Raw genomic sequence first — 23,125 nt, 5'->3', positions numbered from 1 at the left:
AGCTCTCTGGGCTCTAGTTCGTGCGGTGGGTCGCGGTGGTCGCGCCGTCGTTGGGACCGAACGCGCCCAGGAACCGGTCCCGGAACTCGCTCATCTTCCAGACCGGCGCGGCGTCGGCCGTGGGCTTCAGCCCGTCCTGCCACTTCCAGCCGCCGATGCGGTCCATCACGGCCGGGTCCTTCGCGACGATCGTGATCGGCACGTCGCGGCTCGCGTCGTCGCCGGTGACCAGCGGGGCGGGCTGGTGGTCGCCGAGGAAGACCATCACCAGGTTCTCGTCGCCGAAGTCCTCGACGTAGCGGATGATCGAGTTCAGCGAGTACTCGATGCTGCGGCGGTACTCGGCCCGGCCGCGGGTGGCGTTGGTCCACACGTCGTCGGGGTCGGGCGCGCCGGCCACCTGCGAGTGGTAGACCGAGCCGTCGCCGATCTCGTCCCAGTCGAGCAGCGTCGGCACCGGCGTCCACGGCGAGTGGCTGGAGATCAGCTCGACCTCGGCCATCACCGGGGCGTGTGCGGCGGCCCGCTCGTTGCGGTGGAAGTTCCACATCGAGTACTGGTCGGGCATCGGCGCGTAGCTGAACTTCGGGCCCTTGTAGCCGACGTTGTTGCAGTCGTAGACCTTGTCGAGGCCGAAGAAGTTGCCTTCCGGCCAGGCCCGGGTGATCGCCGGCATCACGCCGACGGTCCGCCAGCCGGCCTTGCGGAACGCGCTGGTCAGCGTCAGCCGGTTGCTGGCGACCAGGTTCGTGTACCGCGAGTGGTTGTCGATCCACAGCCCCGACAGCAGCGTCGAGTGGGCCAGCCAGCTGCCGCCGCCGACGGTCGAGGAGGTGAGGAACGCGCTCCGCGCCGCGAACCCCTTGGACTGCAGGCGCCGGTTGCCGTCGTCGAGGACCTGGCCGACCTGGGTGGCGAACTCCGGGTCCTCGACCGCGTCGCGGCCGTAGCTCTCGATGAACGTCACCATGACGTCCTTGCCCCGCAGTGCGGTGAGCAGCTGGTCGCCGGGGGTGTTCGCGAACGCGTCGACCGAGGCCTCGGCGGCGAACACCTGCTGGTCGGCCCAGCCGGCCCTGACCGCCTTCACGCGGTCCATGGCCAGCGTCGCCTCGCTCCGGGCGGCGACCGGCAGCGCCGGCGTGGCCTGCCAGCCGAGCGTCGCGGCCAGGGCCCAGGTGAGGCCGAGCACGGCGATCGACCGGCTGGCGCCGGCGCGGTGCCGGGTGACCAGGGAGCTGAGCCGCATCACCGACAGCGCCATCAGCACGATCACGGCGACCGCGAGGACCACCAGGGCCACCGCGAGGACCCGCACGCCCGTCTCGCCGATGGAGTCACCGAGGAACGACATGGCGTCGTCGAGCAGGATCCAGTCGAGCACCAGGTCGAAGGGCCGGGCCAGCGACATGTAGAAGCCCATGTCGAGCAGCTTGACGATGAGCAGGAACCCCAGGAGCGCGCCGAAGAACCCGGCCGTCGCCTGCCGCAGGCGCGGGAACCGCGCCGGCCACACCAGCGCGACCGCGATCGCGATGACGGCCTCGGCCGGGATCCGCAGGAACGCCTTGGCCTGCACCAGGCCGATCTGGTTCGGCAGCAGCAGCGCGGTGAGCACCAGCGCCGCGGCGAGAACGGTGACCACTCCGCGCAGGATCCGCCGGTCGTGCCTGAGGTCGGACGCGGCAACGGCGGACGTGTCGTCCGTGACGAGCGACACCTTCGGCCGGCGGCGACGCGTGATGAGCGACAACGCGGGTGGTCCTTCCGTGACGGCGTCGGTGGGGCTACCGTCGCCGTCTGGTTGTACGGCTCACGCGCCCGGGTGGTTCAACCGGTGACGCGCTTCAGCCCGGACGCCAACCTACCGGTCACCACCAGCGCGAAGTCCTGCGGTGGCCGCAGCAGGTTCCGGGCGAACACCTGCACCGTGTACGTACCGGCGGCGGGCTCCTCGATCCGCACCACCTCGACGTTGTTGTCGGCGTCGGAGCGGGTGAGCGCATTCGGCACGTCGGCGTTGCCGACGAAGCGCTCGCCGGCGGGGCCGGCCACCAGCAGGCTCACGTCGTTCTGCAGGCTGCGCCCGGGCAGGTCGGTGTACGCGAGGCAGATCCGCAACGGCAGGCCGGCGGAGACGGTCACCGTGAACCGGAACACGTCGCCGGTCCGCTGGAACTGCAGGTTCGGCTGCTCCCAGGTGTCGAGGAACTCCAGCCGCAGGTCGGGCGCGCCGGGGTTCGGCAGGCTGTCGGCGAGGCTCACCGCGCCGAAGCCCTGGTGGTAGTTGGGGCGCTTGGGCCAGTCGGCCACCGCGTCGTCGCCGGTGAGCCACCGGGTCCCGTTGATGAGCGCGGCCTTGAGCAGCGCGGCGCTCGGCCGCGCGTGGTCGCGCACGTCGGTGAAGTACTGGCGGACCAGCACCGCACAGCCGGCGACGAGCGGGGTCGCCATGCTCGTCCCGCCCATGTAGGCGTACCGGTCGGTGCCCTGGACGACGCCCCAGAAGTTGTTCGCCGGCGCGTCCGCGCTGCGGGCCGAGACGATGTCGGTGCCCGGAGCGACCACATCGGGCTTGATGCGCCGGTCGTCGGTGGGCCCGCGGCTGCTGAACGCGGCGACGCACTGCGGGTCACCCGACACGAGCGCCTTCGCGATCGGCTCCTCGGGGAAGTCGTCGTGCCAGATCTCGCCGTAGCTGCGCCGCGACAGGCCGCCGTCGGTGCGGCTGCTGCGGGCGGCCCCCACGGTCAACGCGTTCTTGCACGAGGCCGGCGAGCCGATCGACAGCCAGTCGACGAAGCCGGGCGCGGCGTGCAGCGCGTCGGCGGCGGCGCCCTCGTTGCCGGCGGCGATCACCACGAGCAGGTCGCGCCGCTCGGCGACGTACGCGTCGACGTCGGTCGACTCGACCGTGTACATCGACTCCGTGTCGGCGCCCCAGCTGTTGTTGTGCACCCGGGCGCCGGCCCGGTACGCCGGTTCGAACAGGTCGGTGAGCGACACCGGCAGCCCGCCGAGGCCACCGCGGCGGTCGAGCAGCGACTGGAAGTACAGCGTCGCCTCCGGTGCCACGCCCCGGTACCGGCGGTCCTCCGACGCCGAGCCGTCGCCGAGCACGGAGCCGGCGACGTGCGTTCCGTGCCCGTGCGGGTCGGACGGGTCACCGGGCCGGCCGAGGCCGACCGCCTCGACGATCCGGCCGGCGAAGTCGGGGTGGTCGACGTCGAGCCCGGTGTCGGCGACCGCGACCACCTGCCCCCGGCCGGTCAGCGCCACGGTGCCGCCGTCGGCCACCGCGGGCACCCCGAGCAGGTCGCGGGCCACGTCGTTGAACAGCTTCGGCGGGACGTGCTCCACCATCGTCAGCACGTCGGGGTGCGCCGCCACGGCCGCGGCGGCGACGTCGGTCTCCAGCCGCACCCGGACCCGGCGGCCGCCGGACCCGACCACGTCGAGCCCGCGCGCCTCGAGCCAGTCGAGCACGCGGTCGCGGGCGTCGGCGCCGGTCAGCCACAGGTCCCAGGCCCGGGGGGTCTCCTCGGGCGCGGCGCCGAACGGTCCGCGGGGTCGCAACGGCGCCTCCGTGAGCACCTGCGGCCCGGTGACCTCCGTGCCGTGCCGCACGACATCGGCGACGAAGTCGAGCCCGATCACCGCGTCGGCCTGTTCCCGGGTCGCGGTCGCCAGGTACGCCGCGCCGGACAACCGCTCCTCCAGCCGGGCGCCCGTGCCCTCGATCGCGACGCGCCGCTCCTCGAGCAGCGGTCCGTCGACCAGCGTCACCCGCCACTGGGTGGTGGCGCCGGGCGCGAGGTCGGGCAGGTCGTCGCCGCGGCCGCCGGGCGCCGACCCGGTGCCGAGCCAGCGGCGGTTGTCGTCGTCGCCGGTGGCGGGCGGGTGGTCGTCGACGACGACGCCCGCGGCCACCAGGTCGGCAACGGCGTCGTCGTCGAGGTCGCCGATCGCGTAGCTGTCGGTGGTGACCGGGTCGGCGAGCCGGTCGAGGGCCGCGCTCCGTCCCGCGTCGTCGAGGAAGTAGGCGATGACTCGTCTCCGTGCCACGGATGGAGTGTGGCAGGCCCGCTCGACGCGTCTATCTGCACCAGCGGTGCAACAAAGCCTTAAGTCTGGCTGAGGAGGTGGCCGGACGGCCCGGACGGCGTGTCACGGTTCGATCAGGGCGGGCGCTGATCAAGGGCGGTAGACATGAGACCAGGCAGAAGAGGCCGGACCCGCGCGGTCGCGGCGGTCGCGGCGACCCTGCTCGTCGGCGGGCTGGCGTTCGCGCCCGTCGCCGGTGCCACGACCACCCAGGGGTCGGAGCGGCGGTCGTCGTTACTCCGCTTCTGGCTCGACCGTCTCGGGAACGACCGGGGCGGTCAGGTCGGGCAACCGGGCGGCGGCGCGACCCAACCGGCCGCACCGCCCGAGGACGACGGGGACGACGGGGACGGCGGCGCCGCGCCCGACGGTGACTGCGACGCGGTCACCGTGATCGCGGCCCGCGGGACCGGTGAGCCCGCCGGCACCGGCTTCCTGCTCGGCCAGGTGTCGCGCCAGATCGACAGCCGCGTCGACGTACCCGTGACGATCGTCGGGCTCGACTACCCGGCCGCGGCCGAGTTCGTCAACAGCCCCCGCCAGGGTGTCGCCGAGCTCAACCGGCTGGTGACCGCGGCCGACGACTGCCTGGTACTGCTGGGCTACTCGCAGGGCGCGATCGTCGTCGGTGACGCGCTCGCCGGGTTCTCGTCCGCGAACGGCGCGAAGGTGCGCGCCGTCGTGATGTTCGGCGACCCGCGGTTCAACAGCGTCGAGCCGTACAACGAGGGCAGCTTCGGCCAGCCCTCACGCGGTCTCAACCCGCGGCGCGCGGGTGAGCTGGCCGCGTTCAACGACCGGATCCAGAACTACTGCAACGGTGGCGACCTGGTGTGCCAGGGCAGCCGGAACGGCGGCGGTGACGGTCACCTCGCCTACGGCCAGTTCGCGGCCGACGCCGCGACGTTCGCCGCCGGCAAGGTCTAGGCCTTCTGGTCACCCGTCTCCGCGGCGGCCAGCCGGTCGCGGAGGCGGGTGCGGACCTCCTCCGGCGTGTACGCCCGGCGCTTGCGTTCGGCCCGCGCCACCACCACCCCGGTCGCCGCCACGCCGACGAACCCGGCGACTCCCAGAACCTTCCACCAGCGTCCACGCATAGAGTGATCCTATGCCGATCACCCTGGACGAGGCGGTGGAACGATCCCGCACCGGCGACATCTGGTTGTTCCGTGGCCGCTCCGGCGCCGACCGGGCGATCCAGTTCGCCACGAACAGCCCGGTGAACCACGTCGGCATGTCGGTGGTGCTCGACGACCTGCCGCCGCTGATGTGGCACGCCGAGCTGGGCAAGTCGCTGCCCGACCGGTGGACCGGCACCAACCACCGCGGCGTGCAGCTGCACGACCTGCGCGACGCGGTACGGGTGTGGGGCGAGCGGTACGGGCAGCGGGCGTGGCTGCGGGAGCTGCAGCAGCCGGCGACCCGCGAGATGGAGGACGCCGTGCTGCGCACCATCGCGCGGCTCGACGGCACGCCGTTCCCGTCGACGTCCAAGCTGGCGTGGCGGTGGGCCCGCGGCCGGGTCCCGCGCGTCCACCTGCCATGGCGGCGCGGGCAGAGTGCCGACGAGGCCACGCTGGAGGTCGCATACTGCGCCGAGGTCGTGGCGCTCACGTACGAGGCCATGGGCCTGCTACCCACGGGCAAGCGGGTCAACTGGTACGACCCGGGCCGGTTCTGGAGCGGCGACGAGCTCGACCTCCAGCGGGGCTACCGCCTCGGCGACGAGGTGTCGGTGGACATCAGGTCCGCCGTGGGTTGAGCCTTCGCGTCGGTGCCGCCGCGAGCGGGTCCGCCGGCCAGGGGTGGCGCGGGTAGCGTCCGCGCATCTCTCCCCGCACGGCCGGGTACCCGTTGCGCCAGAACGACTCCAGGTCCGCGGTGACCGCGAGCGGCCGGCCCGCCGGCGACAGCAGGTGCACCACGACCGGCACCCGTCCGCCGCCGACCCGCGGCGACGCCGTCCAGCCGAACAGCTCCTGCAGCTTCACCGCGAGCACCGGCGTGCCGTCGCTGTAGTCCAGCCGCACGCGGCTGCCGGTCGGCACCTCCAGCCGTTCCGGCGCGAGGTCGTCGAGCCGGGCCGCCTGCCGGTGGTCGAGCAGCCGGCGCAGCGCCACCGCCAGGTCGGCGCGGGCGAGGTCGGCACGGCGCCGGGCCCGCAGAAGCTCCGGCCCGAGCCAGGTGTCCACTGTGGACAGCAGGGCGTCGTCGCCGACGTCGGGCCAGTCGTCGCCGAGCGCGGCGTGGCAGAAGGCCAGCCGGTCACGCAGGCGCCGCGCGTCCCCGGTCCAGGACAACAGCCCCAGCCCGACGCGGCGCAGGCCCTCGCGCAGCGCGGCCGCGACGGCATCGGGTGGCGGGTCGGCGAGCGGGCGCTCGCGCAGCACGACCGCGCCGAGCCGCTCGACGCGCCGCGCGAGCACGTCGTCGTCGGACCATTCCACCTCGTCGGCGGTCGACAGGAGGGTGGCGCCGATCTCGCGGGCCGTGCCCTCGTCGATCGCGGCCGCGAGGCGCACGGTCGCCGACGGCGCGCCGGCCTGCCGCACGGCGGTGGCGATCGCGAGCCAGGCCGCGCCGGCGAGCGGTGAGCCGGGTGCGAGGTCGGCGGCGGTGCCGCCCGCCATCAGATAACCGCCGGACCGCCGGCGCGCCAACCGTTCCGGGAACGCCAGCCCGGCGACGATGCCGGCGGCGAGATCGTCCGCGACCGCCGTCGGTCCGGCGCCGCCGCCGTCGGTGAGGCGCCGGGTCTCCTCGCGCCAGCGTGCGGACGCCGGGTCGCGGCCCTCGCGGAGGCGGCGCCACACGGCGGCCAGGTCGTCGCCGCCCGCGGGGGCGTCCGCGGCGAGGATCGCGACGACCTCGGCCGCCCGCCGGGCACCGACCAGGTCGGCGCCGTCGAGCAGGGCGCGCCCGAGCCGGGGGTGCACGCCGGCGGCGGCGATCCGGCGTCCGCGGTCGGTGACGCGGCCCGCGTCGTCGACGGCGTCGAGGTCACGCAGGGTCCGGCGGGCGACCGCCATCGCCGCGTCCGGTGGCGGGTCGAGCAGCGGCAGCCCGTCGCCGGTCGGGTCGCCCCACTCGGCCAGCGCGAGCGCGAAGCCGGTGAGGTCGGCGGTGGCGATCTCGGGCTCCGGCTGGGCCGGCAGCCGGTCGTGGTCGGCCGCGCTCCAGCAGCGGTACACCCGTCCCGGCGCCTCCCGGCCGGCGCGCCCGGCCCGCTGGTGTGCGACCGACCGCGACACCCGCACGGTCACCAGCGCGCCGAGGCCACGGGCCAGGTCGAGGCGCGGCACCCGGGCGAGCCCCGCGTCGACGACCGTCCGCACGCCGGGCACGGTGAGGCTGCTCTCGCCGACCGCCGTCGACAGCACGACCCGTCGCCGGTCCGCGGGGCGCAGCACGGCGTCCTGGTCGCGGGCGCCCAGGCGACCGTGCAGCCGCGCGACGTCGAGGCCGGTCAGGCGCCGCGCGACCGCCTCGAGCTCGCCGGCCCCGGGCAGGAACACGAGCACGTCGCCGTCGGTGTCGGCGAACGCCTCCCGGGTCACGGCCGCGACGTGGTCGAGCAGGCGCGGGTCGACCCACAGCCCGCGCGGCGGGTCGACCCGCGCGGCCGGCGGCCGGAACAGCACGTCCACCGGGAACAACGGCGCGTCCGCGCCGATCACCGGTGCGCCGCCGAGCTGCGCGGAGACCCGTGCGGCGTCGGCGGTGGCCGACATCGCCAGCAACGCCAGGTCGGGCCGCAGCACCGACCGCGCCTCGGCGCAGAACGCCACCGCGAGGTCGGTGTCGAGATGCCGCTCGTGGCACTCGTCGACGACGACGGTGGCGACCCCGGGCAGGTCGGCGTCGCGCAGCAGCCGCCGCACGAGCACCCCGGTGGTGACGACCTCGACCTCGGTGGCCGCCGAGACCCGCCGCTCGCCCCGCACGGTGTACCCGACGCGCTGCCCGACCTTCTCGCCGAGGAGCCACGCCATCCGCGCGGCGGCCGCGCGGGCCGCGACCCGCCGCGGCTCGGCGACCACCACCCGCCCGCCACCGCGCGCGGCGGGAGCGGGCGGCACCCGCCCGTCGCCGGCGAGCGCCAGCGGCACCAGCGTCGTCTTGCCGGTTCCGGGCGGCGACACGAGCACCGCCGCCCCGCGCGCGGACAGCGCGGCGGTCAGGTCGGGCAGGACCGCTTCGATCGGCAGCACCGGTCAAGTAGACACCGGGGCGCGCCGGCGCCGGACGGGGTACCACCAGTTGACCCGCCCGAACCAGGCCACCAGGGCCGGGGTCAGCACGCCCCGCACGATCGTCGCGTCGATCGCGATGCCCAGGCCCAGCGTCGTCGCGAAGATCTTCACGTCGACGACGGGCACCGTCGACAGCGCCACGAACGCGCAGAACAGGATCAGCGCGGCCGAGGTCACCAGCCGGCCGGTGTGGCTCAGCCCGTACACGGTGGCGTCGTCGGTCGACATGCCCAGGTCGTGGCCCTCGCGGATGCGGGCCAGGATGAACACCTCGTAGTCCATCGACAGGCCGAACAGGAACGAGAACGCCGCGATCGGCACCCACACCGTGATCGTGCCGGCGGTCTCGGTGTCGAAGATCGCCCTGCTGCCGTACCCGTCCTGCCAGATCAGCACCGCGAGCCCGTAGGCGGCACCGATCGACAGCACGTTGAGCAGCAGCGCCTTGATGGGCAGCCACACCGACCGCAGCGCCCGGGCGAGCAGGAGGAACGTCACCACGACGATGAGGGCCAGCAGCCACCACGCGTTGCCGTAGATGGCGTCGACGGAGTCGGCGTCCTCGGCCGCGGTCCCGCCGACCCGGCCGACGCCGGCGACCGCCGCGCGGACCGACGCCACCGCGTCGGCCCCGGCGGGTGTGGCCGGGTCGACGGACAGGATCACCAGCACCACCCGACCGCCGGACGACCCGGTCCAGGCCGCGGTGTCGGGCGCGGCCGTCGCGGCCACGCCCTCGATGCCGGTGACGGCCGTGCGCACGGCCGCGGCGTCGCCGGTGAGAACCTCGGCGGGACGCAGGACGCCCGGCGTGACGCCGCTGTCCACAAGGGACGCGTACCCGCGGGCCGCGGGACTGTCGCCGCCCGCGAGCGCCGCGAGCTCCGGCGAGCCGAGCCGGATTCCGAGCACCGGCAACGCCATGACGGTCAGGGCGGCGGTGGCGAGCACGGCGGCGACGATGCGGTGCCGCACCACGAACGAGGCGGTCCGGTGCCAGAACCGGCTGTCGGTGCCCGGCGGGCGCCGGCGCGGCCACTCCAGCCGGCCGCCGGCCACCGCGAGCACCGCCGGCAGCAGCGTGAGCGCCACGAGCACGCTCACCAGCGGGATCAGCATGCCGCCGATGCCGACGCTGCGCAGGAACGGCAGCGGCAGCACCACCAGCACGAGCAACGAGACCGCGACGGTCACGCCGCTGAAGACCACGGCGCGGCCGGCGGTCGCCATCGCGGTGCGCACGGCCGTGTCGTTGTCGGCGCCACCGGCCCGCTCCTCGCGCCACCGCGTGATGACCAGCAGCGCGTAGTCGATCGCGACGCCGAGCCCGATCAGGCCGACGAGGTACTGCACGATGAACGACACGTCGAGCCCGGCGGTGAGGCCGAGCACGAGCAGGAACGTCGTGGTGATCGCGACGGCGGCCAGGGCCAGCGGCACGAGGGCCAGCACCGACCCGAACGCCAGCGCCAGGATGACCAGCGCGCCGCCGGCGCCCAGCAGGATCTCCACGATGATCGGCCGGTCGGAGCCGCCGCCGCTCTCGTTCAGGGGCACCACGCCGGTGACGAGCAGCGGCGCCCCGGCCACCCGCGCGTCGGCCACGGTGGCGGCCAGGCGCGGCTCGGCCTCGGCGTACGTGACCGGTCCCGGCGTGACGTTCGGGTAGACCAGCGCGACGGCGGTGCGCCGGTCCGACGACACGAACGGGGCCTCGTAGCCGGTGTCGAGCGCCGACACCACCCGCCATCCCGGCTGCGCGAGCCGGCCGAACGCGGCACCGAGCTCGCCCCGCGCCGCCGGGTCGTCCAGGGTGGTTCCGGCCGGCACGGTCACGGTGACCACGAGCGGGTCGGCCTGGCCGCCGCCGTTGCCGAACTGCGCCCGGATGTCCTGGTTCGTCTCGTAGGCGGGCTGGCCGGGCAGGCCGAAGTCGTAGCTGAGCCGGTCGATCGTGGTGGGCGCGAACGCGCCGCCGACGACGGCGACCACCGCCCATCCGACGATCACCAGCCAGCGGTGGCGCAGGACACGGTCGGTCCAGCCGGCCATCACGGGCCTCCAGATGACTATAAGAAAACTTATACTGACGGCCCGACCATACGCTACCCACCATGGATACGACAGCCGGCGACGCGACGGATGCGGAGTGGCCGTTCCCCGAGCCCGACGACGTGGTCGGCTGGACGATCGTGCGCACCGGCCACGCGGTGGGCCGCGCCTTCACCCGCGAACTGGCCGCCGTCGGGCTCAAGCCGCACATCTTCGGTGTTCTCGCGCAGGCGCGGCACAGCCCCGGCCTGTCGTCGGCCGAGCTCGCCCGCCACGTGCTGGTGACCCCGCAGAGCATGGGCGAGATCCTGCGCCGGATGGCCGCCGACGGGCTGGTCGAGTACACGCCGCCGAAGCGCGGCCAACGCATGCGCGTGCACCTCACCGACGCCGGCTCCGACCTGCTCGACCGCGCGTTCCAGGTGGTCGGCGCGATGAACGCGCCCACCTACCTGGGCCTGTCGCCGGAGGAGTCGCGCCACCTGAACACGTTGCTGCACAAGGTGCTCACGGCGACCGGCTAGGCACCGGTGCTAGGCGTGCCGCCCGGGTACCACCAGCCCCGTCTCGTACGCCACCACCACCGCCTGCGCCCGGCTGGCCAGGTTCAGCTTGGCCATCAACCGGTTCAGGTGGCTCTTCACGGTCGCCTCGGTGACGAACAGCTCCCCGGCGATGTCCACATTGGACCGTCCGGCGGCCACGAGCCGCAGCACGTCGGTCTCCCGCGCGGTCAGCGGGGCCAGCTGCGGACCGGGCGACGGCGCCGGGCGCGGCACGTACGCCTCGACGAGCCGGCGCATGACCGACGGCGCGAACAGCATGTCGCCGCCGGCGACGGTACGGATGGCCGCGATGAGCCGCTCGGGCGAGGTCTCCTTCAGCAGGAACCCGCTGGCACCGGCGCGCAGCGCCGCGTACACGTACTCGTCGAGGTCGAACGTCGTGAGGACCAGCACCCGCGACGGTGCGCCGGGCGCGGCCAGGATCCGCCCGGTGGCGGCGACGCCGTCGAGCCCGGGCATCCGGATGTCCATGAGGATCACGTCGGGACGGTGCTCGGCGGCCAACGCCACGGCCGCGTGACCGTCGGCGGCCTCACCGACGACGTCGAGCCCGGGCACCGCCCGGATGAGCGCGGCCAGCCCGGCCCGGATCAGCTCCTGGTCGTCGACGACCAGCACGGTGGTCATGGCGGCACCGGTAGCACCAGCTGCACTTCGAATCCGTCCCCCGAGGCTCTGGGGCCCGCGCGCAGGCTGCCCCCGTACAGCATCGCCCGCTCACGCATCCCCCTCAACCCGTTGCCGGCCCTAGCCGTGACCCGCGCGCCACCCGCGCCGTCGTCGACGACCGTGACCCGCAGCTCCCCGTCGGCGTGGTCGACCGTCACCGCCACCGACGCGGCGCGGGCGTGTTTCAGCACGTTGGTCAGGCTCTCCTGCACGACCCGGTACGCGCACAGCTCCAGCCCGGGCGCCAGCGGACGCGGCGTACCCGTGACGACGACGTCCACCGCCACGCCGGCGGCCCGCATCCGGTCGGCCAGCTCCGACAGCCCGGCCAGCCCCGGCGCCGGCGCGAAGTCCCCGGCCGGCCCCTCGACGCGCAGCAGTTCCAGCACCCGGCGCAGCTCGCGCAGCGCCTCGCGTCCGGTGTCGAGCACGGTGCCGAGGGCGGCGTCGGCGGTGCCCGGGTCGGAGCGCAGCACGTACCGCGACAGCCCCGCCTGCACCGCGATGACCGACAGGTGGTGCGCGACGACGTCGTGCAGCTCCCGCGCCAGGCGGACCCGCTCCTCGGCCACGGCCCGGCGCGCGAGCTCCGTTCCCGCCGCGGCGAGCCGCCGGTTGGCCACGGCGAGCCGGCGGGCGACGTCACCGAACCACCAGACCACCGCCGGAACCACCGCGCCCTGCGCGAGCAGCGTGACCACCGGCGTCTGTCCACCCAGGACACCGCCGGCGACCCAGCCGGCGCAGCACAGCGCGGCGCACGCCAGCACGTGCCGCCACGGACGCGTCGACGCGACCGTGTACAGCCCGACCAGGATCCCGTAGGTGCCGTGCGCCGGCGGGTAGCCCGCCACGGGAAGCAGGCACCAGAACCCCATGCAGGCGAGCAGCACGGTCGTCGGTGCCCGCCGGCGCAGCGCGACCGGCAGCGTCGCGAGCAGGGTGAGCACGACGGCCACGCCGTCGAACGGGCGCAACGGACCGGGCACGACGTCGAACCCCTGCAGCACGCTGACGACCGCGATCGCGACCGCCATGACGACGTCGGTCGCCGTCGGATGCGCCGCGGCCACGTGCCGGAGCCACCGTGCTGGGCGCATCGCCGCACCATAGACCCGGCCCGCCGGCGCCGTCCTCCACCCCCGGTTGGAGGAACGGGTCCGGCGTCAGCGACCCGGTACAGGCCCGTCCGCGCCGGCCGGCTCCGCCACCGGCCCCGCCACCGGGCCCGCGACCGGGGCCGGCACCGGGGCCGGCCGGCGCGTGGGCAGCCGGGTCAGCGCGACCCCGACCAGGCACAGCGCGCCACCGAGCAGCGCGAGCGCCGTCGGCACCTCACCGAGGAGCGTCCACGACATGAGGACCGTGAGCGCGGGCACCAGGTACGACGACGAGCTCAGCCTTCCCGCGCTGGTGTGCTGCAACGCGTACGCCCACGTCGCGAACGCCACCGCCGTGGGGAACATCCCCTTGTAGACGATCCCGAGCGTCGCGCCGACCGGTGCGTGCGCGACCTCGGCGACCAGTGCCGGCGCGAACGGCAGGCACACCACGAGCCCGGCGACGCAGCCGAGCCAGGTCGCGGTGAACGGGTCCACGTCGGACAGCGCCTTCTTCTGCAACAGAACTCCGACCGCGTACAGCACCGCGGCGCCGAGCGCGAGCAGCACCCCGACCGCGTCGTGCCGCCCGGTCGACGTGGCGACCGCGATCGTGGCCACCCCGCCGAACGCGACGACGAGGCCGGTCACCAGGCCGCGGGGGAAGCCCTCGCGCAGCCAGACGCCGGCGAACACCGCGATGAGGATCGGACCGACGCAGATGATCAGCGCCGCGGTGCCCGCGTCGACGTAGCGCTCGGCCGCGTTCAGCAGCACGGCGTACAGCCCGAACCACAGCGCGCCGGACGCCAGCACCAGCGCCAACGGCCGTCCCCGCGGCAGGGCGCGCCGGGGACGGAACGCGACGACCGCGACCAGCGCGACCGCGCCGACCAGGAGGCGGCCGAGGGCCATCGCCACGGGCGAGTAGTCCTCGCCGACGGCCCGGATCGCGATGAAGGCCGAGGCCCAGAACAGCATGGTCACGCCGGCGGCCAGGGCCGGAAGGAGGCGGGTCACGCTTCCGATCCTGAGGTGCCCCTCGATTAAGCACAAGCAAACGTTCCTTCACGACCATTCAGGTACGCTAAAGCGATGCTGGACGTCCACCGGCTGCGCGTCTTCCGCGCCGTCGTCGCGAGCGGGTCGGTGCACGCCGCCGCCACCAACCTCGGCTACACCGCGTCGGCGGTGAGCCAGCACGTGTCCGCGCTGCAGCGCGAGACCGGCCTGGTGCTCATGACCCGCAACGGCCGCGGCGTCGAGCCCACCTCGGCGGGGCTGGCCCTCGCCACCGAGATCGACAGCGTGCTCGACCGGCTGTCGGGCGTCGAGTCGTTCGTCGCCGACCTGCGCGAGGGTCGGGCCGGCACGCTGTCGGTGGCCTACTTCGCGTCGGTCGGCGCGGCCTGGATGCCCGCGGTGGTGCGGGCCCTGCTGCGCGACTTCCCCGGCATCCGGCTCGACCTGTCGCTGCGCGACGACGTCGCGCTTCCCGACGAGCGCGTCGACGTGCAGATCGCGGTCGCCCCGCGCGACTTCCGGCCGGCGCCGGGCGTGCGGGCGGTGCACCTGCTCGACGAGCCGTACGTGGCCGTGCTGCCACGGTCGCACCCGCTCGCCGGCGAGCCCGCCGTCGACCTGGCCCGGCTGGCCGGCGACCGCTGGGTCGACAACGACTTCGCCCGCGGCTGGTGCCGGCAGAACCTCGTCGAGGCCTGCCAGGCGGCCGGTTTCAGCCCGCCGTTCCACGTCGAGGCGCACGACTACCCGACGGCCGTCGCGTTCGTCGACGCGGGCATCGGCATCACCGTGCTGCCCCGGATCGGCGCGGCGAACCTGCCACCCGGCGCGGTGGCGGTGCCGGTCGCCAACCCGACGCCCGAGCGGTCGATCCACGCGCTGGTGCAGACCGCCGTGCTCGACACCCCGCCGGTGCGGCGCGCCCTGCAGCTCCTTCAGGAGCGGATCGCGACCACGGCCCGGTCGTAGAGGTCGGCCATGTCGGCCTTCCCGTCCGAGGCGACCCACGCGTCCGACGCGGTGTCCACACAGGACAGCACCGCCGACACGACCGCCGAGGCGGTGAAGACCGCGTCGGGACCGCCGACGCGGTCGGCCACCAGCGGCACGAGGGCGTCGCGCCAGTGCTGCCGCTTCTCGAAAAGCCTCGCCCGCAGCGTGGGCGAGCCGTGCATCATCCGGGCGATCGCGAGGTCGGCCACCGGGTCGGCGAACGTCTCCGGTGCCGCGTCGAGCATGGCGTTGCGCAGCGCGGTCCACGGGTCCTCGTCGGCGGGACGGGCGGCCAGCGCCCGCGCGACGGCGTCTCCCCGCGCGGCCAGGTCGCCCAGGAGCACGTCCTCCTTGCTGCCGAAGTAGCGGAAGAACGAGCGCCGGGAGATGCCGACGGTCTCGACGATCTGGTCGACCGTCGTCGCGTCGAAGCCCTGCTCGACGAAGAGCGCGCACGCCGTGGCGGTGATCTCCGCCCGGAGCGCGGCCCGCTGACGGTCCCAGGCGGTCACCACCCGATCGTACCCGAGATGCCAACCTGGCACTTGGTGCCAGGTTGGCGTACGGTGTCGACATGACCGTTCTCATCACCGGAGCGAGCTCCGGCATCGGCCGCGCCTTCGCGACCGCGTTCGCCGCCCGGGGCACCGACGTCGCCCTCGTCGCACGCCGGGCCGACCGGCTCGAGGCGCTCGCCGCCGACCTGCGCGCCCGGCACGGCGTCGCCGCTCACGCCGTTCCCTCCGATCTGTCGGTGCCGGGCGTCGGCGGCGACCTGCGCGACGCGATGGCCACGCGCGGCCTGCGCGTGACCGGGCTGGTCAACAACGCCGGCTTCGCGTCCTTCGGCCCGTTCGTCGACGGGGACCCGGCGCACCTGGCCCGCGAGGTCGCGGTCGACGTGGGCGCGCCGGTGCAGCTCACCGCCGCGTTCCTGCCCTCACTCGTGGCGGCCGGCGGCGGGTTCGTCATCAACGTCGCGAGCATGGCCGCGTACGTGCCGACGCCGCGGATGGCGGTCTACGGCGCGGCGAAGGCGTTCGTGCTGAGCTTCACGGAGGCGCTGTGGGCGGAGACGCGCGGCACCGGCGTCACCGTGTTCGCGGTTTCGCCGGGCGCGACGAGCACCGAGTTCAACGCGGTCGTCGGCACCGACGACGCCACCGCCGGCGCCCGCATGCGCCGGCCCGAGGACGTGGTGGCGACCGCGCTGGCCCACCTCGACCGGCGCGACCCCGGTCCGAGCGTCATCGACGGCCGCGGCAACCGGCTGGGCGCCGCCGCCGGACGTTTCCTGACCCGCCGGGCGGCCGTGCGCCTGATGGACCGCATCAGCGACCCGGCCCGCCGCCACGCCACCGCGGGCCGCTGATCAGGCGCGCGGCGCGGCGACGCTGGCCCGCGGCACCAGGGTCGGTGCGATCGTGTGCCGTTCCGGCGCCGGTCCCGCGTCGATCTGCCGCAGCAGCAACGACAGCGACGCGAACGCCACCGCGCCGAAGTCGGGGCGGATCGTCGTCAGCGGCGGGATGAAGTACGCCGCCTCCGGCACGTCGTCGAAGCCGACGATGCTCACGTCGCCCGGCACCGACCGGCCGTGCTCGCTCAGCGCCCGCAGGATCCCGAGGGCCTGGTGGTCGTTCGCGGCGAACACCGCGGTGACGTCGGGCATGCGGGCGAGCATCTGCCCGGCCCGGTAACCGGCCGCGGCGGTCCAGTCGGCGCCGGAGATCACCGGCGGCACCTCGGCGCCGGCGTCGCGCAGCGCCTCCTGCCAGCCCCGCACCCGGCCGGCGCTGTCGAACCAGTCCACCGGCCCCGACACGTGCCACACGGTCCGGTGGCCCGCGTCGAGGAGGTGGCGGGTGGCGTCACGGGCGCCGGCCACCTGGTCGACGGTCACCAGGGCGGCCGAGCGCTCCGGGTCGCCGTCGATGGTCACCAGGGGGATCGTCGACGGCAGCTCGGCCAGCGCCTCGGTGGCCGACGCGACCGGCGCGATCACCACGATGCCGGCGACGCGGTGGTCGAGGTGCCGCTCCACCGCGTCGGAGATCGACTGCCGGTCGAGGTCGGTCACGCTCCCGACGCTGACCGCGAACCCGGCGTCGGCCGCCGCGCGTTCCACCGCGCTGAGCAGCGACGCCGGGCCGTACAGCGTCGAGTTGAGCGTGACCACGCCGATCAGCGTCGACCGGCCGGTGACCAGGGCCTTCGCCGTGCGGTTGGGCCGGTACCCGAGCTCGGCGATCGCGGCACGCACCCGCAGCCGGGTCTGCTCCCGCACGTTCGGGTGGTCGTTGAGCACGCGCGAGACCGTCTGGTGCGAAACACCCGCCAGCCGGGCCACATCGGTCATGGCGGGGCCCCGCGTGATCCTGTCGTCCATTGAGCACCCCGCACACGATCGGTACCGAACCGACACTGAAGGTACCGCAGCGTCACCGGTAATCGATCACGGCAACCGCCTCCCGCTCCGCCGCCCCCACGTCGCGGGGCGAGCTCCGCGAGGCGGTCCAGCGCAGTCTCCGGTCTCCCGGTGCTGGTGGACGCGCCGCTTCGGCGAGGAACTCCGCGTACAGGGGCGGGTGGCGCCGGGCCCGGTCAGCTCCCGTTCGAGGCGCTCGTCGACGCGGACGAGCGCGGCGCCGAGCACCGGTCCTGTCAGATGTGCGACCGTGGCGGCGATGGCGCCTCGGATGTCGACGCCCTCTGCCGGACGACGCGACCTATCGTCAGTCCCCCCGGACCCGGACCACGACCGTGGCCGCGTCGAACCGGGACCCGGCGGAGGCCGCCTCCGGAACCGACCCGTCGGGCGCCACGCCGGCGACGGCCACCGTGTCGGTCTCCCACCGGACGGCGGCCGCCCCGAGCACCGCACCCCCGCCCAACGACAGCACCACCGCCGCCGCGACTGTGGCGAGCCGCCGCGCCCACGGCCTCCCCGCGCCCATCGGCGGTCCCGCGGCCATCGGCGGGACGGCCGGACGCTCGGGCCACAGCGGCCGGCTCCGGTCACGGTTCGGGTCGGCTTCCGGGTACCGGTTCTCCGTCATGCCGCTCAGCGTCGCGACCCGCCCTGAGCCGACCCTGTCCCGTCCCTGTGCGCCGCCTGTGCACGGAAAACGCCGCCGGTGCGGGCGGCCGGCCCGCGGCTCAGGGGAGGAACACGCCGTACAGGTCCTCGACCGGAAGCGCCCGCTCCCGGGTGACCGTGCGTCCGAGAACCGCCAACCGTTCACCGACCGCCGTTCCGGCGAGCGGCCCGTCCACGAGCACCCGCGCGGCCAGGTCCCGCCACGCCCGTCCCGGCTTGCGTGGACCGCGCCCGATCAGCGGTGGCTCCGCCCGGCCGATCCACTCCCCCTCGTACACCGACCGGTCCAGCTCCTCCACCAGGCCTGCCGCCAACGCGCGCAGCACGTCCGCGGACGGCACCGGCGCTCCGGCGACGCTGAGGAGCAGCACCCCGAACGTCACGTACGGCAGGTCCCGCGGGGTGAGCCGCCAGTCGCCGGGTACGGTCAGCCGGCACCAGGCCAGGAACCGGCGGGCCGCGGCCAACTCCGCCCCGCCCGGCTCGGCCCCGCCCAGCGACAGGGCGGCGCGCAGGAACGCGGGCAGCCGCAGGAGCGGCTCCTCGTAGGGTGTGGCGGCGCCGAGCAGCACCGACCCGGACCACAGGTCCACGACGTCGCCGAGGCCGTGGCCGAGGGTCAGCACGAGCACCTCGTGCGGCGCCCACTCCAGGTGCGTGGGCGGGTCGGGGTCGGCCAGCAGCGCGGTCAGCGCGGCCCGGTGGGCGGGGAGGTCGTGACCGTAGTCGGCGGCGGCCAGCTCGTCGACGGTCGCCGGGCCGATGCGGGGGGCCAGCAGCGTGTGTACCGCCCGCGGGTCGGGGTCCATGGCGCGCAGCAGGGCGGCCAGGTCGGGGTCGACGGGTAGGGCGTCGGTGGTCACCGGGTCAGGGTCGCAACCGCGGTCCACCATGGTCTGCGCCACTTTAGGGGTCGGCCGGACCGCGCAACCGGCTCCGGACGGGCTACGGTCCCTGCGACGAAAGGGGAACACCGTGCCGTCGAAGGCCGCCGACCTCGCCCGCATCGCGGTGTTCGCCGCGCTCATCGCGGCCCTCGGACTGCCCGGAACCCTGACGCCGTTCGGCAACGCGGTGCCGATCACCGCGCAGACCCTGGGTGTCATGCTGGCCGGTGCCCTGCTGGGCGCGTGGCGCGGCGCGGCCGCCTGCGCGGTGTTCCTGGCCCTCGTGGCGGCCGGGCTGCCGCTGCTCGCCGGCGGGCGCGGTGGCCTCGGCGTGTTCGCCGGCCCGAGCGCGGGCTACCTCATCGCGTTCCCGCTCGGCGCGTTCGTCATCGGCCTCCTGACCGAGCGCATGCTGCCGAACTACCGTCTGTGGCTCGGCATCCTGATCAACATCGTCGGCGGCATCCTCGTCGTCTACGCCATCGGCATCCCGGTGCAGGCGGCCCGCGTCGGCAGCGGACTCCTCGCCGTGGTGCAGGCGTCGTTCCAGTTCCTCCCCGGCGACCTGATCAAGGCCGTGATCGCCGCGGTCGTCGCCCGCCAGGTGCACCGGGCCTACCCGGCCCTGGTGGGAAGCCGCACAGAATGAGCCGGACAGAATGAGCCGCACAGAATGAGCCGCACCGAATGACACCCGCCGTCACCGGCCCGTCCGGCACGGTCACCCACCGGGAGCTCGCCGACCGCGTGGCCGCCGCGGCGCGCGGCCTCGCCCCCGGCGTGCGCTTCGCCGTCTGCGAGCCGGATCCGCTCGACACGATCGTCGCGGTCCTGGCCGCCGACCGCGCCGGGGCGACCGCCGTCGTGGTCGATGCCGCCTGGTCGCCCGCCCAACGCCGCCGCGCGCTCTCCACGAGCGGGGTGACGGGCACAGCACCGTCGCCGTCCACATCTGCGACCCCGTTCTGGGTGGGGTTCACCTCCGGAAGCGCGGGCACGCCGAGGCCGATCGCCCGCACCTCGGCGTCGTGGACCTCCAGCTACCCCCTGGTGAGCGAGCGCACCGGTATCCGCGCCGGCCGGACGGTCGGCATCCCGGGCCCGCTGGCGTCGTCGCTGTTCCTGTTCGGCACGCTGCACGCCCTGTGGGCCGGTGCCCACGTGGTCGCTCCGGGCCGCTGGGACCCGGCGGCGATGGACGGCCTCGACGCCGTCCACTGCGTCCCGACGATGCTCGCCGACCTCCTCGACCTGCCGACCCCACCTCCCGTCGCCGTCTGCGGCGGCGCCGCCCTGCCCACCCCGGTGCGCGACCGTGCGCGCAGCCGGGGCGTGCGCATCGCCGACTACTACGGCGCCACCGAGCTGTCGTTCGTCGCCTGGGGCACCCCGGACGGCCGGCTGGAGCCCCTTCCCGACGTCGAGGTCGAGGTGCGTTCCGGCGAGATCTGGGTCCGCGGCCCGTACCTGTCCCTCGGCTACGCCGCCGACGTCGACGGCCCCCTCCGCTGGGACGGGGCCGGCTTCGCCACCGTCGGCGACCTGGGCACCCTCCACGACGGCACCCTCCGGGTGCTGGGCCGCGGCGACGGCACCATCATGTGCGGCGGCACCCCCGTCCTCCCCCAGGACGTCGAGCACGTCCTCCTCGACCTCCCCTCCGTCCGCGACGCCGTGGTGGTCGGCACCCCCCACGACCGCCTGGGCGCCGTGGTGACGGCCGTCATCGAGCCGGTCGCCGCTCCGCCGACCTCCCCGCACCCGTCACTGCTGGCCTCCCTGCGCGCCGCGACCCGCGAGCGCCTGGCCGCCCCGCAACGCCCGCGCCACTGGTACGTGATGCCGAGCCTTCCCCGCACCGGTGCGGGGAAGGTCGCGCGCACCGCCGTGGCCGAGGCGGTACGCACCGGCACCCTGGCCGCGAGGCGCCTCCGATGAGCCGCCCGGACCCGGCCACGCCCGGCCGGCAGCCCGCCTCCACAGGCCCCGCCGGCGCGCCCACGCCGGTGATCGTCGCGGCCCGGCGGACGCCCATCGGCACCGCCGGCAGGGCGCTGCGCGACCTCACCGTCGCCGACCTGGCGGCGCCCGTGCTGCGGGCGGTGCTCGACGACGCCGGAGCCGCCTCCCCCGTCGACGACGTGATCCTGGGCAACTGCATGGGACCGGGAGGCAACGTCGCCCGGGTGGCGGCGCTCGCCGCGGGACTGGGCACCGACGTACCCGGCCTGACCGTGGACCGGCAGTGCGGCAGTGGGCTCGAGGCCATCAACCTCGCCGCCGGACTGGTGCGGGCCGGGGTGGGTGGCCTGTACCTGGCGGGCGGCGTCGAGAGCGCGTCGACGGCACCTGTGCGCCACTGGCCCGGCGACCCGCCCGTCCGGTACTCCCGCGCCCCCTTCGCCCCACCGGGGTTTCCCGATCCCGGGATGGGCGAGGCCGCCGACCTCGTGGCCGCCGAGCACGGCGTCAGCCGGGAGCGCCAGGACGCGTACGCGGAGCGGAGCCACGCTCACGCGGTCACCCGGTCCCGTGAACTGCGCACTGAGCTGGTGCCGGTGGGCGGCCTCCAGCACGACGAACGCCCCCGCGCCGGCCTGACGGCCGCGCGCCTGAAGCGGCTGCGGCCGGCGTTCGTCGCGGGCGGGACCGTCACCGCGGGCAACTCGTGCGGCGTCAGCGACGGCGCGGCCGTCGTGGCCGTCCAGGCGGGCGGGCACGGGCTGCGGATCCTCGACTGGCAGGTCAGCGGCGGCGACCCCGCCCGCCCCGGCATCGCGCTGGTTCCGGCCGTGCGGACCCTTCTCGACCGCCACGGGCTCAAACCCGGGGACCTTCCGGCGGTCGAGATCACCGAGGCGTTCGCCGGGCAGGTGCTGGCCTGCCTCGACCTGCTCGGCATCGACGAGTCCGTGGTGTGCGCCGGCGGCGGCGCGATCGCGCTCGGCCACCCGTGGGGTGCCTCGGGGGCGGTGCTGATGGTGCGGCTGTTCACCCGGATGGTCCGGATGAACGGACCCGACCTGGGGCTGGCCGCGTGCGCGATCGGTGGTGGGCTCGGGGTGGCGACGCTCGTGGCGCGGGTGTGATCGAGGTCGACGGCGTCACCCACCGGTTCGGCGACCGGGTGGTGCTGCGCGACGTGACCGTGTCCTTCGACGAGCGGCGGGTCGGCGTCGTGGGCGCGAACGGGTCGGGCAAGTCGACGTTCGCGCGGCTGCTGAACGGGCTGGTGCGACCGTCGTCGGGGCGGGTGCGGGTCGACGGCCTCGACACCCGGCGCGACGGCGCGGCGGTGCGGCGCCGCGTCGGGTTCATGTTCACCGACCCCGACAACCAGATCGTCATGCCGACCGTCGCCGAGGACGTGGCGTTCAGCCTGCGCCGCCTGCCGCGCGCGTCGGTGGCGCCGCGCGTGGCGTCGCTGTTGTCGCGCTTCGGGTTGGACGCGCACGCGGACCATCCGGCGCACCTGCTCTCCGGTGGGCAGAAGCAGCTGCTGGCCCTGGCGTCGGTGCTGGCCCTCGATCCGGAGACGATCGTGTGCGACGAGCCGACGACGCTGCTCGACCTGCGCAACGCCCGCCTGGTCGGCCGGGTGCTGCACGACCTGCCGCAGCGGACCGTGCTCGTGACCCACCACCTCGACCTGCTCGACGGCTACGACCGCGTGCTCGTCTTCGACGAGGGCCGGCTGGTGTGCGACGACGTCCCGGCGGCCGCGGTCGCGTTCTACCGGCGGCTGATGGAGTGACCTACCTCCCCGGGTCCTCGCCGGTGCACCGCTGCGCCCCCGGCGTGAAGCTGCTCCTGCTGACCGTGCTCCTGGCGCTCACGGTGCGGTATCCGCTCGCGATGCTCGCGCCGACGGTCGGCCTGTACGCGCTGGCGCGGGTGCCGTGGCGGGTGGCGCTGTCGACCGTGCGTCCACTGTGGATGCTGCTGCTGGTGACCGGCGTGTTCCAGGTGCTCACGCTCGGCTGGGAAAGAGCTTTCGAGGTGACCGGTGGGCTGCTGGTCTCGGTGGCGCTGGCCGGCCTGGTGACGCTGACGACGCGCGTCACCGACATGCTCGACGCGTTGATGCGGGTGCTGGGCCCGGTGCGGCGGGTCGGCGTCGACCCGGCGCGCATCGCGTTGCTGCTCGCGCTGACGATCCGGTGCGTGCCGATGCTGGCCGCGATCGTGACGTCGGTGCGCGAGGCCCAGGTCGCCCGCGGCGCGGGCCGCAACCCGCTGGCGCTCGCGGTGCCGGTGGTCGTCCGCACGTTGCGCGCCGCCGACGCCCTGGGCGAGGCCCTGACGGCGAGAGGCCTGGACGACTAGCAGCGACCAGCAGTGGTCGCGCCGTTGTCGAGACGTGCGTCGATCTTGCACG

The 23,125-nt window shown here is 74.9% G+C and carries 22 protein-coding genes; 10 read left to right on the top strand and 12 right to left on the bottom strand.

Features of this window, described 5'->3' with window-relative positions; translation table 11 throughout:
* Positions 1 to 13: 13 nt before the first annotated feature.
* On the bottom strand, positions 14 to 1,753 hold the full coding sequence (locus tag Voc01_RS36525; RefSeq protein WP_239160740.1) for an alkaline phosphatase family protein: 1,740 nt from the start codon (positions 1,751 to 1,753) through the stop codon (positions 14 to 16).
* A gap of 77 nt (positions 1,754 to 1,830) precedes the next feature.
* Positions 1,831 to 4,065, bottom strand: coding sequence for a S8 family serine peptidase (locus tag Voc01_RS36520; RefSeq protein ID WP_203932239.1), 2,235 nt, complete (start codon positions 4,063 to 4,065; stop codon positions 1,831 to 1,833).
* Between the two features lie 144 nt (positions 4,066 to 4,209).
* Between Voc01_RS36520 and Voc01_RS36515 the strand changes: the two genes are divergently transcribed.
* The gene (locus Voc01_RS36515; protein WP_203932238.1) at positions 4,210 to 5,031 is read left to right on the top strand and encodes a cutinase family protein; all 822 of its coding nucleotides are present in this window, start codon (positions 4,210 to 4,212) and stop codon (positions 5,029 to 5,031) included.
* Here Voc01_RS36515 and Voc01_RS36510 read toward each other — a convergent pair.
* Positions 5,028 to 5,201, bottom strand: a complete 174-nt coding sequence (locus Voc01_RS36510) for a hypothetical protein (RefSeq protein ID WP_203932237.1) — start codon at positions 5,199 to 5,201, stop codon at positions 5,028 to 5,030. The two genes, Voc01_RS36515 and Voc01_RS36510, sit on opposite strands and share 4 nt — an antisense overlap.
* An 11-nt stretch (positions 5,202 to 5,212) precedes the next feature.
* Between Voc01_RS36510 and Voc01_RS36505 the strand changes: the two genes are divergently transcribed.
* The gene (locus Voc01_RS36505) at positions 5,213 to 5,866 is read left to right on the top strand and encodes a C40 family peptidase (protein ID WP_203932236.1); all 654 of its coding nucleotides are present in this window, start codon (positions 5,213 to 5,215) and stop codon (positions 5,864 to 5,866) included.
* Here Voc01_RS36505 and hrpB read toward each other — a convergent pair.
* On the bottom strand, positions 5,847 to 8,315 hold the full coding sequence (hrpB, locus tag Voc01_RS36500; RefSeq protein ID WP_203932235.1) for an ATP-dependent helicase HrpB: 2,469 nt from the start codon (positions 8,313 to 8,315) through the stop codon (positions 5,847 to 5,849). The two genes, Voc01_RS36505 and hrpB, sit on opposite strands and share 20 nt — an antisense overlap.
* Positions 8,316 to 8,318: 3 nt before the next feature.
* A complete protein-coding gene (locus tag Voc01_RS36495) occupies positions 8,319 to 10,409 on the bottom strand; it encodes an MMPL family transporter (protein WP_203932234.1) in 2,091 nt (696 codons plus the stop codon).
* Positions 10,410 to 10,471: 62 nt separating this feature from the next.
* Here Voc01_RS36495 and Voc01_RS36490 point away from each other — a divergent pair, with 62 nt between their 5' ends.
* Positions 10,472 to 10,933 carry a MarR family winged helix-turn-helix transcriptional regulator gene (locus tag Voc01_RS36490; protein ID WP_203932233.1) on the top strand — a complete coding sequence of 154 codons (462 nt, stop codon included), beginning with the start codon at positions 10,472 to 10,474 and terminating at the stop codon, positions 10,931 to 10,933.
* A 9-nt stretch (positions 10,934 to 10,942) separates the two neighbouring features.
* On the opposite strand, the gene Voc01_RS36485 is transcribed toward Voc01_RS36490, so the two are convergent.
* The 3 genes from Voc01_RS36485 to Voc01_RS36475 form a co-directional block, all read right to left on the bottom strand.
* Complete coding sequence (locus Voc01_RS36485) at positions 10,943 to 11,602, bottom strand: response regulator (RefSeq protein ID WP_203932232.1); 660 nt, start codon at positions 11,600 to 11,602, stop codon at positions 10,943 to 10,945.
* Positions 11,599 to 12,744 carry a sensor histidine kinase gene (locus Voc01_RS36480; RefSeq protein ID WP_203932231.1) on the bottom strand — a complete coding sequence of 382 codons (1,146 nt, stop codon included), beginning with the start codon at positions 12,742 to 12,744 and terminating at the stop codon, positions 11,599 to 11,601. Before Voc01_RS36480 ends, Voc01_RS36485 begins: the two co-directional genes overlap by 4 nt.
* Positions 12,745 to 12,810: 66 nt before the next feature.
* The gene (locus Voc01_RS36475; protein WP_239160739.1) at positions 12,811 to 13,764 is read right to left on the bottom strand and encodes a DMT family transporter; all 954 of its coding nucleotides are present in this window, start codon (positions 13,762 to 13,764) and stop codon (positions 12,811 to 12,813) included.
* Between the two features lie 75 nt (positions 13,765 to 13,839).
* Here Voc01_RS36475 and Voc01_RS36470 point away from each other — a divergent pair, with 75 nt between their 5' ends.
* A complete protein-coding gene (locus Voc01_RS36470; protein ID WP_203932230.1) occupies positions 13,840 to 14,736 on the top strand; it encodes a LysR family transcriptional regulator in 897 nt (298 codons plus the stop codon).
* Here Voc01_RS36470 and Voc01_RS36465 read toward each other — a convergent pair.
* Positions 14,703 to 15,272 (bottom strand): TetR family transcriptional regulator, encoded by a 570-nt coding sequence (locus tag Voc01_RS36465; RefSeq protein WP_239160738.1) that lies wholly within the window; start codon positions 15,270 to 15,272, stop codon positions 14,703 to 14,705. The genes Voc01_RS36470 and Voc01_RS36465 overlap by 34 nt on opposite strands.
* Positions 15,273 to 15,334: 62 nt before the next feature.
* Between Voc01_RS36465 and Voc01_RS36460 the strand changes: the two genes are divergently transcribed.
* Positions 15,335 to 16,132 (top strand): SDR family NAD(P)-dependent oxidoreductase, encoded by a 798-nt coding sequence (locus tag Voc01_RS36460; protein ID WP_203932228.1) that lies wholly within the window; start codon positions 15,335 to 15,337, stop codon positions 16,130 to 16,132.
* On the opposite strand, the gene Voc01_RS36455 is transcribed toward Voc01_RS36460, so the two are convergent.
* The 3 genes from Voc01_RS36455 to Voc01_RS36445 all read right to left on the bottom strand — a co-directional run bounded on the left by Voc01_RS36455 (position 16,133) and on the right by Voc01_RS36445 (position 18,723).
* Positions 16,133 to 17,119, bottom strand: coding sequence for a LacI family DNA-binding transcriptional regulator (locus Voc01_RS36455; RefSeq protein ID WP_203932227.1), 987 nt, complete (start codon positions 17,117 to 17,119; stop codon positions 16,133 to 16,135).
* Between the two features lie 376 nt (positions 17,120 to 17,495).
* On the bottom strand, positions 17,496 to 17,819 hold the full coding sequence (locus Voc01_RS36450) for a hypothetical protein (protein ID WP_203932226.1): 324 nt from the start codon (positions 17,817 to 17,819) through the stop codon (positions 17,496 to 17,498).
* Between the two features lie 100 nt (positions 17,820 to 17,919).
* Positions 17,920 to 18,723, bottom strand: a complete 804-nt coding sequence (locus tag Voc01_RS36445; protein WP_203932225.1) for a hypothetical protein — start codon at positions 18,721 to 18,723, stop codon at positions 17,920 to 17,922.
* Between the two features lie 112 nt (positions 18,724 to 18,835).
* Here Voc01_RS36445 and Voc01_RS36440 point away from each other — a divergent pair, with 112 nt between their 5' ends.
* From Voc01_RS36440 to Voc01_RS36420, 5 genes are read left to right on the top strand one after another with little or no spacing between them, the layout of a single operon-like run.
* Complete coding sequence (locus Voc01_RS36440) at positions 18,836 to 19,396, top strand: biotin transporter BioY (protein ID WP_239160737.1); 561 nt, start codon at positions 18,836 to 18,838, stop codon at positions 19,394 to 19,396.
* A gap of 38 nt (positions 19,397 to 19,434) precedes the next feature.
* Positions 19,435 to 20,685, top strand: a complete 1,251-nt coding sequence (locus Voc01_RS36435; RefSeq protein ID WP_203932223.1) for a class I adenylate-forming enzyme family protein — start codon at positions 19,435 to 19,437, stop codon at positions 20,683 to 20,685.
* Positions 20,682 to 21,836, top strand: coding sequence for a thiolase family protein (locus Voc01_RS36430; protein ID WP_203932222.1), 1,155 nt, complete (start codon positions 20,682 to 20,684; stop codon positions 21,834 to 21,836). Before Voc01_RS36435 ends, Voc01_RS36430 begins: the two co-directional genes overlap by 4 nt.
* A complete protein-coding gene (locus tag Voc01_RS36425) occupies positions 21,833 to 22,501 on the top strand; it encodes an energy-coupling factor ABC transporter ATP-binding protein (RefSeq protein WP_203932221.1) in 669 nt (222 codons plus the stop codon). Before Voc01_RS36430 ends, Voc01_RS36425 begins: the two co-directional genes overlap by 4 nt.
* Positions 22,498 to 23,073 (top strand): energy-coupling factor transporter transmembrane component T family protein, encoded by a 576-nt coding sequence (locus Voc01_RS36420; RefSeq protein WP_203932220.1) that lies wholly within the window; start codon positions 22,498 to 22,500, stop codon positions 23,071 to 23,073. The genes Voc01_RS36425 and Voc01_RS36420 overlap by 4 nt, the downstream gene beginning before the upstream one ends.
* Positions 23,074 to 23,125 lie beyond the last annotated feature (52 nt).

The sequence above is a fragment of the Virgisporangium ochraceum genome (assembly GCF_016863655.1).
In the GTDB taxonomy this organism is placed as follows: Bacteria; Actinomycetota; Actinomycetes; order Mycobacteriales; family Micromonosporaceae; genus Virgisporangium; species Virgisporangium ochraceum.
This window is presented reverse-complemented; position numbering and strand designations above follow the sequence as displayed.

What these genes read in the sequence shown, in the direction of transcription:
- Voc01_RS36490 (WP_203932233.1), top strand. Translation starts at nt 10,472, where the DNA reads ATGGATACGACAGCCGGCGACGCGACGGATGCGGAGTGGCCGTTCCCC.
- Voc01_RS36450 (WP_203932226.1), bottom strand. Translation starts at nt 17,819, where the DNA reads ATGACGGAGAACCGGTACCCGGAAGCCGACCCGAACCGTGACCGGAGC.
- Voc01_RS36460 (WP_203932228.1), top strand. Translation starts at nt 15,335, where the DNA reads ATGACCGTTCTCATCACCGGAGCGAGCTCCGGCATCGGCCGCGCCTTC.
- Voc01_RS36455 (WP_203932227.1), bottom strand. Translation starts at nt 17,119, where the DNA reads ATGACCGATGTGGCCCGGCTGGCGGGTGTTTCGCACCAGACGGTCTCG.
- Voc01_RS36505 (WP_203932236.1), top strand. Translation starts at nt 5,213, where the DNA reads ATGCCGATCACCCTGGACGAGGCGGTGGAACGATCCCGCACCGGCGAC.
- Voc01_RS36430 (WP_203932222.1), top strand. Translation starts at nt 20,682, where the DNA reads ATGAGCCGCCCGGACCCGGCCACGCCCGGCCGGCAGCCCGCCTCCACA.
- Voc01_RS36480 (WP_203932231.1), bottom strand. Translation starts at nt 12,744, where the DNA reads ATGCGCCCAGCACGGTGGCTCCGGCACGTGGCCGCGGCGCATCCGACG.
- Voc01_RS36495 (WP_203932234.1), bottom strand. Translation starts at nt 10,409, where the DNA reads ATGGCCGGCTGGACCGACCGTGTCCTGCGCCACCGCTGGCTGGTGATC.
- Voc01_RS36510 (WP_203932237.1), bottom strand. Translation starts at nt 5,201, where the DNA reads ATGCGTGGACGCTGGTGGAAGGTTCTGGGAGTCGCCGGGTTCGTCGGC.
- Voc01_RS36470 (WP_203932230.1), top strand. Translation starts at nt 13,840, where the DNA reads ATGCTGGACGTCCACCGGCTGCGCGTCTTCCGCGCCGTCGTCGCGAGC.
- Voc01_RS36435 (WP_203932223.1), top strand. Translation starts at nt 19,435, where the DNA reads ATGACACCCGCCGTCACCGGCCCGTCCGGCACGGTCACCCACCGGGAG.
- Voc01_RS36515 (WP_203932238.1), top strand. Translation starts at nt 4,210, where the DNA reads ATGAGACCAGGCAGAAGAGGCCGGACCCGCGCGGTCGCGGCGGTCGCG.
- Voc01_RS36485 (WP_203932232.1), bottom strand. Translation starts at nt 11,602, where the DNA reads ATGACCACCGTGCTGGTCGTCGACGACCAGGAGCTGATCCGGGCCGGG.